At 69.0% G+C, this 15,829-nt stretch carries 15 protein-coding genes; 14 read left to right on the forward strand and 1 reads right to left on the reverse strand.

Annotation, left to right across the window (positions count from 1 at the left end):
• Positions 1-29: 29 nt before the first annotated feature.
• From PSR88_RS25630 to PSR88_RS25695, 14 genes are all read left to right on the forward strand, one after another.
• Positions 30-761, forward strand: coding sequence for an enoyl-CoA hydratase (locus PSR88_RS25630; RefSeq protein ID WP_005244016.1), 732 nt, complete (start codon positions 30-32; stop codon positions 759-761).
• Positions 762-805: 44 nt separating this feature from the next.
• Positions 806-1,921 (forward strand): MBL fold metallo-hydrolase, encoded by a 1,116-nt coding sequence (locus PSR88_RS25635; RefSeq protein WP_192815050.1) that lies wholly within the window; start codon positions 806-808, stop codon positions 1,919-1,921.
• Positions 1,922-1,971: 50 nt separating this feature from the next.
• Complete coding sequence (locus PSR88_RS25640; protein WP_011597292.1) at positions 1,972-4,422, forward strand: cation-translocating P-type ATPase; 2,451 nt, start codon at positions 1,972-1,974, stop codon at positions 4,420-4,422.
• Between the two features lie 124 nt (positions 4,423-4,546).
• Positions 4,547-4,738: an antitoxin gene (locus PSR88_RS25645; protein ID WP_005244012.1), complete on the forward strand. Its 192-nt coding sequence runs from the start codon at positions 4,547-4,549 to the stop codon at positions 4,736-4,738.
• A gap of 108 nt (positions 4,739-4,846) precedes the next feature.
• Entirely contained in the window at positions 4,847-6,463 is a 1,617-nt protein-coding gene (locus PSR88_RS25650) for a Na+/H+ antiporter (RefSeq protein ID WP_016881062.1), read from the forward strand.
• Entirely contained in the window at positions 6,460-7,707 is a 1,248-nt protein-coding gene (locus PSR88_RS25655) for a lipase family protein (RefSeq protein WP_016881063.1), read from the forward strand. The genes PSR88_RS25650 and PSR88_RS25655 overlap by 4 nt, the downstream gene beginning before the upstream one ends.
• Positions 7,704-8,069, forward strand: coding sequence for an MmcQ/YjbR family DNA-binding protein (locus tag PSR88_RS25660; protein ID WP_016881064.1), 366 nt, complete (start codon positions 7,704-7,706; stop codon positions 8,067-8,069). Before PSR88_RS25655 ends, PSR88_RS25660 begins: the two co-directional genes overlap by 4 nt.
• The gene (locus PSR88_RS25665) at positions 8,066-9,274 is read left to right on the forward strand and encodes a sensor histidine kinase (protein ID WP_009478080.1); all 1,209 of its coding nucleotides are present in this window, start codon (positions 8,066-8,068) and stop codon (positions 9,272-9,274) included. The genes PSR88_RS25660 and PSR88_RS25665 overlap by 4 nt, the downstream gene beginning before the upstream one ends.
• Before the next feature lie 33 nt (positions 9,275-9,307).
• Entirely contained in the window at positions 9,308-10,102 is a 795-nt protein-coding gene (locus PSR88_RS25670; protein WP_005244000.1) for a LytR/AlgR family response regulator transcription factor, read from the forward strand.
• Positions 10,099-10,458 carry a hypothetical protein gene (locus PSR88_RS25675; protein ID WP_011597296.1) on the forward strand — a complete coding sequence of 120 codons (360 nt, stop codon included), beginning with the start codon at positions 10,099-10,101 and terminating at the stop codon, positions 10,456-10,458. Before PSR88_RS25670 ends, PSR88_RS25675 begins: the two co-directional genes overlap by 4 nt.
• A gap of 7 nt (positions 10,459-10,465) precedes the next feature.
• Positions 10,466-12,223, forward strand: a complete 1,758-nt coding sequence (locus PSR88_RS25680) for a cation acetate symporter (protein ID WP_016881065.1) — start codon at positions 10,466-10,468, stop codon at positions 12,221-12,223.
• Positions 12,224-12,407: 184 nt separating this feature from the next.
• Positions 12,408-12,770, forward strand: a complete 363-nt coding sequence (locus tag PSR88_RS25685) for a DUF485 domain-containing protein (RefSeq protein ID WP_009478082.1) — start codon at positions 12,408-12,410, stop codon at positions 12,768-12,770.
• Complete coding sequence (locus PSR88_RS25690; protein WP_011597298.1) at positions 12,767-14,401, forward strand: cation acetate symporter; 1,635 nt, start codon at positions 12,767-12,769, stop codon at positions 14,399-14,401. The genes PSR88_RS25685 and PSR88_RS25690 overlap by 4 nt, the downstream gene beginning before the upstream one ends.
• Before the next feature lie 71 nt (positions 14,402-14,472).
• Positions 14,473-14,904 (forward strand): SRPBCC family protein, encoded by a 432-nt coding sequence (locus PSR88_RS25695; RefSeq protein ID WP_016881066.1) that lies wholly within the window; start codon positions 14,473-14,475, stop codon positions 14,902-14,904.
• On the opposite strand, the gene PSR88_RS25700 is transcribed toward PSR88_RS25695, so the two are convergent.
• Complete coding sequence (locus PSR88_RS25700) at positions 14,905-15,819, reverse strand: transporter substrate-binding domain-containing protein (protein ID WP_029538401.1); 915 nt, start codon at positions 15,817-15,819, stop codon at positions 14,905-14,907. It abuts the gene before it with no gap.
• Positions 15,820-15,829: the final 10 nt, after the last annotated feature.

Genomic DNA, 15,829 nt, shown 5'->3' on the forward strand with positions numbered 1-15,829 from the left:
GACAGCAATCACGAAGAAAGCGAGTGGACATGATCGGGACGAGTCGTGACGGCGACGTCTTCACCCTCGAACTGCAACGCCCCGACCGTCGCAATGCGTTGAACACCGAGATCTGCGAACTCCTGCGGGAGGAAACCGAGAAGTCCGTCACCGACGGCGCGCGGGTGATCGTCCTCACAGGGCAGGGCAGCGCGTTCTGCGCCGGCGCCGACCTGTCGGGCGACGTGTACGCCGACGGATTCACGGACACCCTGCTCGAGATGCTCCACACCATCGACTCGGTGCCCGTCCCCGTCATCGCCGCGATCAACGGCCCCGCGATCGGTGCGGGCAGCCAGCTGGCGCTCGCCGCGGATCTGCGTGTGGTCGCTCCCGAGGCGCGCTTCGCCATCCCGGCCGCCAAGCTCGGCATCTCCGTGGACCGGTGGACGGTGCACCGTCTGGCCGCCCTGATCGGCGGCGGACCGGCGCGAACGATCCTGCTCGGCGCGGAAGAGGTCGGGGCCGACGAGGCGCTCGCGCACGGCCTCGCCAACAAGCGTGGCGACCTCGCCGTCGCGCAGCAGTGGGCGCACTCGATCGCGCGTCTGGCGCCGCTGTCGCTGCAACACCTCAAAATGGTGCTCAACGACGACGGCACCCAGAGCCCGCCGCCGCCCGAGCAGCTCGCTGCGTTGCATGCGGCGTGGAAGAGCTACGACGCGCAGGAAGCGCGCGCGGCACGCGCCGAGAAGCGTCCGCCGGTGTTCCGGGGTCAGTAGCCGCTCGCCGCACCTTTCCCGCACGCGTGGTTACAGTTGTCGGGGTGAAAGCGAAGAACGCTGTGACGACAGTTCTGGCCACCGCCGCCCTCGGGTGGCTGACGCGGGCCGCGTGGGGGCTTCCGTCTCAGATCGGTGCGTCGCGGGCCAAGGTGCGCCCGTACGCCGCGACGTCGCCGCGGTACCGCGACCGGCAGTTCCACAACACCGATCCGAGCAGCACGATGATGCCCGGATCGGAGACCGGGATCGTCAAGGCACTGATCACGCGGGGCGCCGCGGGCCGCCCGCGCAGGCCGATCCCGCTCGCGACACCCCTCGCGCCCGTCGAGGCCGCCGACGTCGCCGTCACCTGGTACGGCCATTCGAGCGTGCTCGTCGAGGTCGACGGGTACCGGGTGCTGGCCGACCCGGTGTGGAGTGATCGGGTGTCGCCGTCCGCGATTCTCGGCCCGTCCCGCATGCACCCGACCCCGGTGCCGCTGGCCGACCTGCCCGTTCTGGATGCCATCGTCATCTCGCACGACCACTACGACCACCTCGACATGGCCACCGTGCAGCAACTCGCCGCCACCCAGAAGGCGCCGTTCGTCGTTCCGGTCGGGCTCGGTGCGCACCTGCGGCAGTGGCGGGTGCCGGAGGAGCGGATCGTGGAACTCGACTGGGACGAGTCGACCACACTCGGCGACCTCACGCTCACGTGCACCGAGGCCCGGCACTTCTCCGGCCGCGGGCTGGTGCGGAACACCACCCAGTGGGCGTCGTGGGTGCTCGCCGGACCGAACCGGAAGGTGTTCTTCGGCGGCGACAGCGGGTACACGCCGCGGTTCGCCGACCTGGGCCGCCGATACGGTCCGTTCGATCTCACACTCCTGCCCGTCGGCGCCTACGACACGCGGTGGGCCGACATCCACATGAACCCGGAGGAGGCGGTGCAGACCCACGCCGACCTCAACGCCGGCGACGCCCGCCGCGGACTGCTGGTTCCGGTGCACTGGGCCACGTTCAATCTCGCGTTCCATTCGTGGTCCGAGCCGATCGTCCGGTTGCTCGCCGCCGCGCAGGAGAAGGGCACCCCGGTGGCCGTGCCGATGCCCGGACAGCGGGTCGACGCGTTGAAGCCGACGGCCCAGACACCGTGGTGGTCCGCGCTCGGCTGAGTCCGGCGCGCATCCCCTCGCAGCGAAGACTCGTTGCGTAGCCTTTGACCATGGCATACGACGAAACGGGCACCGACAGCGTTGCAGTCGTCGCAGTGGAGGGGCTGACGGCCGCCCAGGTGGCGGAGCGGGTGGCGGCCGGCAAGACCAACGACGTTCCCGATCGGGCCAGCCGATCGGTACGCGACATCGTGCGCGCCAACGTGTTCACCCGGATCAACGCGATCCTCGGTGTCCTCCTGATCATCGTGCTGGCCACCGGTTCGATCATCGACGGCATGTTCGGCCTGCTGATCCTCGCGAACAGCGGGATCGGCATCATCCAGGAAGTGCGAGCCAAGCGGACCCTCGACAAGCTCGCGATCGTCAGCCAGACCAAACCGGTGGTGCGCCGCGACGGTGCCGCGGTCGCGATGGCACCCCGGGAGGTCGTGCTCGACGACATCATCGAGCTCGGCGCCGGCGACCAGATCGTCGTCGACGGTGTGGTGGTGGAGGCGATGTCCCTCGACGTCGACGAATCCCTCCTCACCGGTGAAGCCGACCCCGTGCACAAGGACGCCGGCCAGCAGGTGCTGTCGGGAAGTTTCGTCGCGTCCGGCAGCGGCTGTTACCGCGCCACGAAGGTCGGAAGCGACGCGTACGCCGCCAAACTCGCGGACGAGGCCAGCAAGTTCACGCTGGTGCACTCGGAATTGCGCAGCGGCATCGACAAGATCCTGAAATTCATCACGTATCTGATGATTCCGGCGGGACTGCTGATCATCTACAACCAGTTGTTCTCCAGCGGCGAGTCGATCCGGCCTGCGCTGAGCGGGATGGTGGCCGCGCTGGTCCCGATGGTCCCCGAGGGACTGGTGCTGATGACGTCGATCGCGTTCGCGGTCGGGGTGGTCCGGCTCGGTCAGCGGCAGTGCCTCGTGCAGGAGCTGCCCGCCATCGAAGGTCTCGCGCGCGTCGACGTGGTGTGCGCCGACAAGACCGGAACGCTCACCGAGAACGGCATGCGGCTGTCCGAACTGCGCTGCGCCGACAGCGCCGACACCGCACCGTCCCGTGCGGCCCTCGCCGCGATGGCGGCGTCCGACCCGCGGCCGAACGCCAGCGTCCTCGCGATCAAGGAGGCGTTTCCCGACGACCCCGGGTGGGGTGACGCCACGGCGGAGGCGCCGTTCTCGTCTGCCAGGAAGTGGAGCGGGCAGTCGTACGGCGCCCACGGCAACTGGGTCCTCGGTGCGCCGGACGTGCTGCTCGACCCCGGCAGCGACATGGCCCGGCAGGCCGAGGCAGTGGGGTCCTCGGGACTGCGGGTGCTCCTGCTCGGCAGTTGCGACGTCCCGGTCGACCACCCCGCGGCGCCGGGTGCGATCACCCCGCGCGCGCTGGTGATCCTGGAGCAGCGGGTGCGTCCCGACGCCCGCGGGACCCTCGAGTACTTCGCGAGCCAGAACGTCACGGTGAAGGTCATCTCGGGGGACAACGCCGTGTCGGTCGGTGCGGTGGCCGGATCGCTCGGACTGCCCGGCGGCGACCGTCCCGTCGACGCCCGCGAACTGCCCGACGACCGCGACGCCCTCGCCGAGACCCTGGAAACGTCCACCACGTTCGGCCGCGTGCGCCCCGATCAGAAGCGGGAGATGGTGGGGGCTTTGCAGTCTCGCGGGCACACGGTCGCGATGACGGGCGACGGTGTCAACGACGTGTTGGCCCTCAAGGACGCCGACATCGGGGTGTCGATGGGCTCGGGCAGCCCCGCCACCCGCGCGGTGGCGCAGATCGTGTTGCTGGACAACAAGTTCGCCACCCTGCCCTACGTGGTGGGTGAGGGCCGCCGGGTGATCGGCAACATCGAACGCGTCTCGAACCTGTTCCTCACCAAGACCGTGTACTCGGTGTTGCTGGCGTTCCTCATCGGCATTACCGGTGTGCTGTCGCAGATCTTCCACTTCGAGCCCGTGCCGTATCCGTTCCTGCCGCGGCACGTGACGATCGCCGCCTGGTTCACCATCGGCATTCCCGCGTTCATCCTGTCGCTGGCCCCGAACAACGAGCGGGCGCGCTCCGGGTTCGTGCCGCGCGTGATGCGTCTCGCCGTGCCGTCGGGTGTGATCATCGGTGTCACGACGTTCATTTCGTATCTTCTCGTGTACGCGGGACCGGATCAGACGGAGACAGAGAAGGTCCAGGCGGGCACGTCGGCGCTGATCACGCTCATCATGATCGCGCTGTGGGTGCTGGCCGTGGTCGCGCGGCCGTACGTGTGGTGGAAACTGGTGCTGATCTTCGGATCCGTAGCGGGATATCTCATCCTGTTCGCGTTGCCGTTCACACGGGAGTTCTTCAAGCTCGATCCGACCGACATCGGAGCCACGACCTCCGCTCTCGTGTGCGGGCTCGTGGGAGTGGTTCTCGTCGAAATCGGTTGGTGGGTGACGGGCCGCCTGCACGGTGAGCATCGCCGCCTGTTCGCTGCGCCGGAAGACCTGCCGGGCGTGCACTGACGCGAATACCGCTCGCGACGATTCGAACGGTTGGCGTCGCCGAGCCAATGCTGTGAGACTGGGTGTACGGCGAGTGATCGAACTCGGTCGGAATGCGTGCGCATGCACCGGAGGAGGAAGAACGATGAGTTTCGTCGACACACTGAAGGGCCTGCTGGGCAAGGGGAGGGAAGCCGCTTCGCAGAACGCGGACAAGGTTCACGGCGCCATCGACAAGGCCGCCGACGTCGCGGACAGCAAGACCGGCGGCAAGTACAGCGACAAGATCGACAAGGCCGCCGACGCGGCGAAGAAGGCTGTTCCTCCGAAGGAGTGAACTCTTCTCACACACTGACGCGCCTGGGCCCCGGTTCTCGGACCGGGGCCCACACGCGTCTTCGGAGATGACCCGCACACGGCGGGCAGGCGCGGCAGAATCGGTGTCGTGAACGGCGTCCTCGTGCTCCTCGTCATCATCGCGGCCATTGCCGTGACGAGTTTCGCGAAGCGCCGCGACCTCCAGGCGCCGCTGGTGCTCGTGACCATCGGGTCGGTGGCGTCGTTCATCCCCGGGATGCCGCGGCTCGAATTGGACCCGGACGCCATCCTCGGTGTGGTGCTGCCGCCGCTGCTGTACTCCGCGGCGCTCAAGTTCTCGGTGGCCACGTTCCGGCGTCACCTCGCACCGATTCTCCGGCTGGGGATCTTCACCGTCCTGGCGACCGCCATCGGGGTGGCCTTCTTCGCCAACTGGCTGGTCCCCGAATTCACCCTCGGCGCCGCGCTGGTCCTCGGCGCCGTCGTCGCGCCGACGGACGCGGTCAGTGCCGTCGCGGTCGGCCGCAGGCTCGGCCTGCCGAACCGGGTGATCGCAATCCTCACCGGCGAGGGACTCGTCAACGACGCCACCGCGCTGACCCTGTTCACCGTCGCCGTCTCCGCCGTCGTCGGGGCCGCGATCCCGGTCCATCCCGTCGTGTTCTTCGGCTACGAGGTGGTCGGCGGGGTCCTGATCGGACTGGTGCTCGCGAAGATCGTCGAGTGGGTGCGCCATCGCATGTACGATTCCCCGCTGGAAACGGTACTGGGGCTGATGCTCCCGTTCGTCGCGTACCTCGCCGCCGAGGAGGTGCACGCGTCCGGCGTGCTGTCGGTGGTCGCCGCGGGGTTCCTGATGGGGCACAAGGCCACCGACGCCTCCGTGGCCACCCGCATCCAGGAGCGGTCGCTGTGGGAGAGCGTCGATCTCCTGCTCGAGATGTTCGTGTTCGCCTACATGGGACTGCAACTGAAGTTCGTCATCGACGACGTCCGCGACCAGGGCCTACCGGTTCACCACGTCTTCTTCTACGGCTTCGCGGTCCTCGCCGTGGTCATGGCGATACGGCCGGCGTGGATCCTGCTGCACTGGCTCCGCCGTCGAGTCGGGCTGGCAATCGAGCCGCCGGGAGGCTCGGTGGAACTCGGGTGGCGGGAAAGCCTCGTCGTGTCCTGGGCGGGGATGCGCGGGGTCGTCACACTCGCCGCCGCGTCCGGTGTGCCCGTGGTGATCGCGAGCGGACAGCCGTTTCCGGGACGCGAGGTGATCCAGGCGATCGCGTTCGTCGTGGCCGTCGGCACGCTACTGATCCAAGGTGCCACCATGCCGCTGCTGATCCGGAAACTCGACCTGGCGGATCCCGGCGAACGCGAGCGCGAGGAGGAACAGGTGAAACTGGCGCGCGCGATCTCCCGCGACGCCGGCGAACGGGCGCTCGTCGAATTCACCGAACACCCGCCGGAGGGAATCGACCGAGCCGACCTGACCGACATCCTCGATCGGGTGCGGCGGTCGATGCGGGCCAGGCTCCAGGCCGAGGAGGCGGAGGACGGCGCGGAGAAGCAGCGGGCAGGCGCACTGTTCGACCACTACCGTCGCGCCGCCCTGCGCGCGCAGCGCGAGGCGATCATCGCCGCCCGCGACGCGGGAACGCTCGACGACGAGGTGATGCGTAGCGTGTTGGAAGGCCTCGATGTGGAGGAGGCAGCAGCCGAGGAGCGGGTGCGGAGACGTCGCGAATGAGGTGTGAGGTGGGTGTGCGTCCGGTGCGAACCGCCGTGGTCGCCCTTGTCGCTGTCGTGGCGCTGACCGCCTGCACCACGGACGAGGCGTCCCCGAGTCCGTCTCCTACGAGCTCGGTGGCCGCTGATTCCGGTCCTGTCGGCTCTCCGGCGCCGACCGGCGATCAGCGTGGCGCGCTCACCAGCCGGGAGCCGGTGCCCGACATCGATCCGGCGATTACCGCCCTCGGCGCGACCGCCACCCGCGTCGTCTACCGGTCGACGTCCGGTGTCGACGGCGGCGGCGCGGAGGTCGTGGGCACCGTGTTCACTCCGGCCGGCCCCGCACCGGACGGCGGCAGGCCCGTCGTCACGGTCGGGCACGGCACCACGGGTGTCACCGACGAGTGCGCTCCCTCGTCGTCACCGACCCTGCTGGGCACGACGAACCTCGTCCGCCCGCTGCTGCAACGGGGCTACGTCGTGACCGTCACCGACTACCAGGGACTCGGCACCGACGGCCCGCATCCCTACCTCGAACCCGACACCGCCGCCTACGACCTGATCGACGCGGTCCGGGCGGCGCGCAATGTGGTGCCGGAGGCGTCGACGCGCTGGGCGGCGATCGGGGTCTCGCAGGGTGGTCAGGCGTCGTGGTCCGCGGCCGAGCACGCCGAGAACTACGGCGACGGGCTCGAGTTCGTCGGCTCGGCGAATCTCTCACCCGCGGCCGATCTGTCGGGGATCGTCGCCGACGGGACCGTCGAACCATTGTCGTTGCCGCAGAAGATGTTCCTTCCCTACCTCCTCGAGGGACTGAAGGTGGTGCACCCCGAGCTGAATCCGGACGATTACATGCGCGGCGCCCTCGCCGCCACGCCCGACGTCACGCTGTCGTGCGTCGCCGCGAAACTCCCCGAGAAGTGGACGGTGGCAACCCAACTCGCCCCGGCCGACACGGGACCACGGACGGAGGCCGACGCCGAGCGCATGCGAGGATGGCTCGAGGACGTCGCCCTGCCGAAGAACGGCGCGGGCGGGCCGATGCTCGTCGTGGTGGGGGAGCGGGACAACCTCATTCTGCCGCAATGGACTTCGCAGGCCGTCGACCGCGCGTGCACACTCGGCGACGTCGTCGAGTTCGACTCCCGGCCCGGGGAAGGGCACGCCGACGGGCGCTCCGTCCCCGCCGCGATGCAGTGGCTCGCCGACCGCTTCGCCGACGTGCCCGCCCCCGACACGTGTCCCGAGGGAGGAACACCGTGAAGAAAGCCGACCTCGAACGGCTGCGGACCCTGTGCCTCGCCCTGCCCGAGGCGACGGAACGGGTCAGCCACGGCGAACCGGCGTGGTTCGTCCGCAAGGCGCCGCAGTTCGCGTCACTCGCCGACCGCCACCACGACGACCGGGTGGCGTTCTGGGCGGCGGCTCCGCCGGGCGCGCAGCAGGATTGGGTGCAGCGTGACCCCGGCAGGTTCTTCGTCCCGCCGTACGTCGGGGGACGCGGGTGGATCGGCGTCTATCTCGACGTCCCGCAGGACTGGGACGACGTCGCCGACATCGTCGAGGACGCCTACCGCGCCGTCGCCCCGAAAACCCTGATCGCCCGACTGGACGACGGCGAATGACGGGAACCGTCGTCGCCGTCGTCGCGTTGCTCGTCCTCGTTCCCGTCGTCGCGTTCACTGCCGTGTGGCTGCGCGCCCGGCGCGAGCTGACGACACCCACCGAACGGGCCGTTCACACGACCCTCCACACGGCGTCGCTGGCGGCGCGGCCGTTGCGGCGGGGGCTGGACGAGATGTCGGCGGAGGAGGCCGCGCCGCACTTGCGCCAGCTGACCGGCGCGCAGGCGCTGGGCGTTTTCGACGCCGCCGGTGACCTCCTCGCGTGGAGCGGACCCCACGAGGCCATGACCGAACAACTGCACGACGCGGCCGCCCGCGCCGTCGACGGGGAGCGCCGGGTGCTCGTCGCCTACGGCGGCCTCGTCCGGGGCGCAGGCGACGACGCGGTGCGAGGGTTGATCGCCCAGCCCCTGCTCATCGAGGCCATCGGCGTGGTCGGGGTTCTCGGCATCGTCACCACGGAAGACCCCGGTCCGGGCATGCTCGGCGCCGTCACGGAGGTCGCCCGGTACGCATGCAGCCAGATCGAACTCGCCGACCTCGACGCGTCCCGCGCCCGACTCGACCGCGCCGAGGTCCGGGCGCTGCGCGCACAGATCAGCCCCCATTTCATCTACAACGCGCTGAACACGGTGGCGTCGTTCGTCCGCACCGACCCCGATCGCGCCCGGGAACTGATCCTCGAGTTCGCCGACTTCACGCGGTACTCGTTCCGTTCGGCGGGGGAGTTCACCCTGCTCGCCGACGAACTGCGCAACATCGACCGGTACCTCACTCTCGAGCGCGCCCGGTTCGGCGACGCCCTCGCGGTGAAATTGCAGGTGGCGCCGGAGGTGCTGAACGTGGTGCTGCCGTTCCTCGCGCTGCAACCGCTGGTCGAGAACGCGGTGCGGCACGGGATCGCCGCCAAACCGGACGGCGGCACCGTCAGCATCGTCGCCGCCGACGAGGGCACCGACTGCGTGATCAGCGTCGAGGACGACGGCGTCGGCATGGATCCCGAACTGCTGCGGTCGGGGTCGCTGGACTCGGTCGCCGAGACGTCGGGGGTGAAGGAGGCGGCGCACGTCGGGCTCGCCAACGTCGACGACCGCCTGCGCGCCGCGTTCGGCAACGACTACGGACTCGTGGTGGAGACCGCGCCCGGTGCGGGCACCAAGGTGAGCATGCGCGTCCCGAAGTTCCGGCGGGGGATCTCGACATGAACGGGGAGGGTCCGTGCGACGATTGCTCTCGTTGTGAACCACACTGACGACAAGTCTCCGGACGCACCCCTCACCGTGCTGGCCGTCGACGACGAGAAACCCGCCCTCGACGAGCTGGCGTTCCTGCTGCGCGCCCAGGACGCGGTCGGGGACATCCGGACCGCGGGCGATGCCACCACGGCGCTGCGCATCCTCCGGGACGGGGAGATCGACGCCGTCTTCCTCGACATCAACATGCCCGGACTCGACGGTCTCGAACTGGCCGGGATCCTCGCGAACTTCGCGTCCCCGCCGCAGGTGGTGTTCGTGACCGCCCACGACGACCGGGCCGTCGCCGCATTCGACCTCGGCGCCGTCGACTATCTCCTCAAACCCCTGCGCGAGGAACGGCTGGCGGAATCCGTGCGCCGCATCGTCGAGGGGCGCCGCAGGCGGGTCGACGCCGGACCGGCCGCCCCCACCGACGAGGTGATCCCGGTCGAACTCGGCGGCATCACCACGCTCGTCCACCGGTCCTCCGTCGAGTGGGTCGAAGCGGACGGCGACTACGCCCGCCTGCACACCGCGGACGGCTCCCACCTCGTCCGCATCCCCATCTCGGCGCTGGAGACGCGCTGGGCGGACGCCGGGTTCCTGCGGGTCCACCGCTCGTACCTCGTCGCGTTGCCGCGGGTCACCGGAATCCGAACCGTCGGCAACGGTCTCGTCGTGTGCCTCCGCGCGCACGGCGACCACCCGCCCGTCGAACTGCCCGTCAGCCGCAGGCACACCCGGATGCTCAAGGACCGGCTGGTCCGGGCGCCGAAGCAAACGTGGACCGCGCGATGAGTTCGCCCGAGCGGGTGCGGGTCGTCCTCGCCCAGCGCCGCGGTGCTCGGATCGTCCGCACCCGCGTCGAGGTGCAGGAACAGACCGCGGTCGGGGACGCGATGATCCGGGGGCTCGTGCGCACCCAGCTCGTGCTGGCCATCCGGCTCGCGCTCCTCGCGGCGTGCCTGCTGTGCGCGGTGCCGCTCGTGATGTTCCTGTTCCCGGCGTTGTCCGACGTGGCGGTGCTGGGGATCCGGCTGCCGTGGGTGGTGCTCGGGGCGCTCGTGTACCCGGTGCTCCTGACCACCGGCTGGATCTACGTGCGGCAGGCCGAGCGCAACGAACAGGAATTCGCCGACCTGGTGGACGACTGAGCCTCCCGTGACCCCCGACCAACCCATTCCCTGGCTGACCCTGGCCGGGCTCGCCGCCGCCGCCATCGCGACGGTGGCCATCGGTATCTACGGAGTGCGGTTGGCGCGCACCACCTCCGACTTCCTCGTCGCGTCCCGCAGCGTCGGACCGCGGTGGAACGCCGCCGCCATCTCCGGCGAGTACCTCTCGGCCGCATCCTTTCTCGGCGTCGCCGGCCTGATCGCGAAATACGGTGCGGACGCCCTCTGGTACCCGATCGGGTTCACGGCCGGCTACCTCGGGCTGCTGCTGTTCGTCGCCGCACCGCTGCGACGCTCCGGCGCGTACACGGTGCCCGACTTCGCCGAGTTCCGGCTCGGCTCCCGCCGGCTCCGCACCCTGGCGATGCTCGTCGTCGCCGCCGTCTGCGCGCTGTACCTCGTCCCGCAACTCCAGGGCGCGGGACTGACCCTGAACATCCTGCTCGGGGTGCCGAGCTGGGTCGGCGCCGTCGTCGTCGGGCTCATCGTCATCGCCAACGTGGTGGGCGGCGGCATGCGGTCCATCACGTTCGTCCAGGCCTTCCAGTACTGGCTGAAACTCACCGCGGTCGCGATCCCGGCGCTCGTGCTGTCGGTGTACTTCTTCGGCGACCACCACGAGCTGGGCGCCGCCGCACCACCCACCGTGAGCGAGCAGACCACCGTCGACATCACCACCGACGTCGTCGTGCAGGTGTCCGAACCGGTGACGGTCGGCGGGTCGGGGACGATCGACGGGGTCCCGGCCAGCGGGGACGTTCGCCTCGAGCCGGGCGAGCACCATCTCGGCGAGGGCACTTCGATGACCCTCGAGGCGGGCGCACCGGTACCCGTGGTCGCGGGCGCTCCCGCCGACAACTCCGACTGGATCGCCCCCGGCTGGGGGTTCGGCGGCGACCACCCGATGTACCAGGTGTACTCGCTGATCCTCGCCACGTTCCTCGGCACGATCGGGCTGCCGCACGTGCTCGTCCGGTTCTACACCAACCCCGACGGGCGGGCCGCACGGCTGACGTCGCTGGCCGTCGTCGGGCTGCTCGGAGTGTTCTACCTGTTCCCGACGCTGCTCGGGGTGTTCGCGCGGCTGTACGTGCCGCAACTGCTCATCACCGGCACGTCCGACGCCGCGGTCCTGCTGCTGCCCGGCTCCGTGATCTCCGGGTGGGCCGGGCAACTCCTCGCCGCGCTCGTGGCGTCCGGGGCCATCGCGGCGTTCCTGTCCACGTCGTCCGGTCTGCTCGTCAGCATCGCCGGGGTGCTCAGCACCGACGTCCTGCGCGGACGGGTCCGGGACTTCCGGATCGCCGCAGTCCTGGCCGGGGCGGTGCCGCTGGTGCTGTCGCTGGCGGTGACGTCGCTGGACCTGTCGCGCACGGTGGGGCTGGTGTTCGCGGTCGCGGCGTCGACCCTCTGCCCGCTGCTCGTGCTCGGCATCTGGTGGCGTGGTCTGACCGCCGCCGGGGCGGGTGCCGGGATGGTCGCAGGCGGGCTCGTCGCCGGCTGTGCCGCCGGGATCTCGGTGCTCGGCGGCTTCACCGTCGACGTCTGGAACGGCTGGCCCGCGGCGATGGTCGCGTATCCGGCCGCCGTCAGCGTTCCGCTGGCCTTCGTCACGATGGTGCTGGTCAGCAAGGTGACCAAGCGTCAGATTCCCGCCGACGTCAGCCGGATCTTCACCCGCATGCACGCCCCCGAACGCCTCGACGTGGGCTCCGACCGCGAGAGGGAGCTCCGCTCCCCGTGAGTGCTCGACGAGTCCCTGCACTCCTCGAGCACGCACGGGTGGCGGAGCCGCTTGTCGCGGTCGGGTGACCGTTCGGCGCACAGTCCCGCAGCTCGCCGTGTGACAGATGCCACAACCTGTTTCTGTGACTCAACTCTCACTAACGTCGGTAGCCAGTTCACTTCACACGACCAAGGAGTCTGCAGTGACCACAGCCGATCTCAGTGAGGGCGCACCGCAGAAGCGGCGCGCTCCTGATGCGCAAGCCTTCGTAGACATGCAGGCGAGCCCGGAGTTCCAGGAGTTGCGACACCGCCTGCGTAGTTTCGTCTTCCCGATGACGGCGTTCTTCCTCGCCTGGTACGCGGCGTACGTCCTGCTGGCCACCTACGCGGCCGAGTTCATGGCCACCAAGGTGATCGGCAACATCAACCTCGGCATCATCCTCGGTCTCGGCCAGTTCGTGACCACGTTCGTGATCACCGCGCTGTACGTCAAGTTCGCCAACCGGGAACTCGACCCGCGCTCCGCCGCGATCCGCGACGAGCTGGAAGGACCCCTCAAGTGATCACCACGCTCGCAGTCGGCACCGACGTCGGCAACCCGCTCCTCAACATCGCCATCTTCGTGGCATTCGTCGTGATCACGATGACCATCGTGATCCGGGCGAGCCGCACCACCAAGAAGGCCTCGGACTTCTACACCGGCGGCGGTCAGTTCTCCGGACCGCAGAACGGTTTCGCCATCGCCGGCGACTACCTGTCGGCCGCCTCGTTCCTCGGCATCGCCGGCGCCATCGCCGTCTACGGCTACGACGGATTCCTGTACTCGGTCGGCTTCCTCGTCGCCTGGCTGGTGGCCCTGCTGCTTGTCGCGGAACTGCTCCGTAACACCGGCCGGTTCACGATGGCGGACGTGCTGAGCTTCCGCCTCAAGCAGCGTCCCGTGCGGATGGCCGCGGCACTGTCCACGCTGGTGGTCTCGCTGTTCTACCTGCTCGCGCAGATGGCAGGAGCCGGCGGACTCGTCGCCCTGCTGTTGAACATCGACGGCAAGGTCGGTCAGGGCGTCGTCGTCGCGGTCGTCGGCGTGTTGATGATCGTGTACGTGCTCGTCGGCGGTATGAAGGGGACCACCTACGTGCAGATGGTCAAGGCGGTGCTGCTGGTCGCCGGAGCCGGCATCATGTTCTTCCTCGTGCTGTTCGCGGTGCGCGGCAACTTCTCCCAGCTGCTCGCCGACGCCCAGGCGACGGTCAGCACTTCCACGAACGAGGCCATCGCGGGCCGCGACATCCTCGCTCCCGGCGCCAAGTACGGCATCAGCTCGATGAGCAAGCTCGACTTCATCTCGCTCGGCATCGCACTCGTCCTCGGCACGGCGGGCCTGCCGCACGTGCTGATGCGGTTCTACACCGTCCCCACCGCCAAGGAAGCCCGCCGCTCGGTCACCTGGGCGATCGGACTGATCGGCGCGTTCTACCTGTTCACGCTCGTCCTCGGCTACGGTGCCGCCAAGATGGTCGGCCCCGACGTCATCCTCGCAGCACCCGGCAAGGAGAACGCGGCGGCGCCGCTGCTCGCGTTCGAACTGGGCGGCACCATCTTCCTGGCGATCATCTCCGCGGTCGCGTTCGCAACGATCCTCGCGGTCGTGGCGGGGCTGGCGATCACGGCGTCCGCGTCGTTCGCCCACGACATCTACGCCAGCGTCATCAAGCGCGGACACGCGTCGGAAGAGTCCCAGGTGCGGGTTTCCCGGATCACCGTCGTCGTGATCGGTCTCGTGTCGATCGTCCTCGGCATCTTGGCCATGGGCCAGAACATCGCGTTCCTGGTGGCGCTCGCCTTCGCGGTGGCCGCCTCGGCCAACCTGCCGACGCTGCTGTACTCGCTGTTCTGGAAGAAGTTCAACACCACCGGCGCCCTGTTCAGCATCTACGGCGGCCTCGTCAGCTGCCTCCTTCTGATCGCGTTCTCCCCGGCCGTGTCCGGCAAGCCGTCGTCGATGTTCCCGAACGCCGACTTCGACTACTTCCCGCTCGCCAACCCGGGCATCGTCTCCATCCCGCTGGCGTTCGTTCTCGGCATCGTCGGCACCTATATCGGCCGCGGCAAGGCGGAGGATCCCGCCAAGCAGGCCGAGATGGAGGTCCGCTCTCTCACCGGTGTCGGTGTGGAGAAGGCCGTCTCCCACTGATGCCTTCGGCCTGTGAGTACTTATCAACCGCCCGCGGTTAATAAGTACTCACAGGCCGTTAGGCTGCACCAATGGCGAAACTCACGGTCAAGACCGATGTTCCCCTCAGCCCCCAGGACACCTGGGACAAGGCCTCGAATCTGCAGGACTTCGACAAGTGGTTCGTGGTCCACGACGGCTGGCGCGGCGAACTTCCCGAGACCCTCACGGCCGGAACCGAGATCAGTTCCGTCGTGACGGTCAAGGGACTCCGCAATCGCGTGAAGTGGACGATCAAGGAGTACGACGCCCCGAACCGCATCGTTCTCGAGGGTGACGGCAAGGGCGGCGTGAAGCTCGGAATGGTGCTCGACGTCAAGGCGAAGGGTGATGCGTCCGAGGTGGCGTTCACCATCGAACTCGGTGGCGCACCGCTGTTCGGGCCCATCGGCTCAGGTGTCGCGAAGGCGCTGAAGGGCGACATCGAGAAGTCCCTGAAGACGTTCGTCGAGCTATACGCCTGATCAGTCGAGGACGTGCGCGCCGCCGGTGTCGGTGATCCACTCGGCGGCAAGGGCGTCCAGCGTCCCGTCGGCGTAGAGCGAATCGACGGCCGCCGAGACGCACGCGGTGAGCGGACTGTTCTTCTCCAGCACGAGGCCGAAGAATTCGGTGACGGCGTTGGGGCGCGGGAACTGCCCGACGAGGACACTGTCCTTCACCTCGTTGGCGGTGATCTGAAATCCGGTCGGGATGTCGACCACCAGTGCGTCGATGTCGCCCGCGGCCAGGGCTGCCTTGGCGTCGTCGGTGGTGGTGAAACTGACCGGTGTCTGGCGGGGCTGCACGGTCTGGGTGATGGCGTCGAAACTGGTGGACCCCACCTGCGCCCCGAGACGGAACGGCGCGAGGTCGGCGAGCGACTTGGCTCGCGCAGCGGGAGAGTTCTTCAGCGCCAGCACCGACTGCGTGACGGCGTAATAGGGCGAACTGAAATCGACCGTCTCGCGCCGGGTGTCGACGATCGTGAACTGGTCGATGGCGAAATCGAAGTTCTTCTCGCCGGGCGCCAGCGCGTCGTTGAATGCGACGGTCTCGAATTGCACCTGGTCCGGACCGTATCCCAGCTTCTCGACCACTTCCCGGGCGACGGCGCCCTCGTAGCCCTTGCCGTTGGACGGGTCACCGTCGACGAACCACGGCTGGTACGACGGACTGTCGGTGGCGATGGTGACCACGCCGTCCCGCGCGGTGACGCCGCTACCGGGGGCGCAGTCGCCGACCGCGCGGGTGGACGGAAGTTTGGTGAACGCTTCGGGAATCGTCGAGGCTTCGGCCTGGGCGTCGACCTCCGACGCGGTGTCGGTGGAGCAGGATCCGGCGAGCAATGTCAGTGCAGCGGATATCGCGGCGACGGCTGTCTTGGGACCTCGGTGCACCACGCCATCT

This window comes from Rhodococcus sp. DK176, assembly GCF_038447315.2.
GTDB lineage: Bacteria > Actinomycetota > Actinomycetes > Mycobacteriales > Mycobacteriaceae > Rhodococcus_F > Rhodococcus_F jostii_A.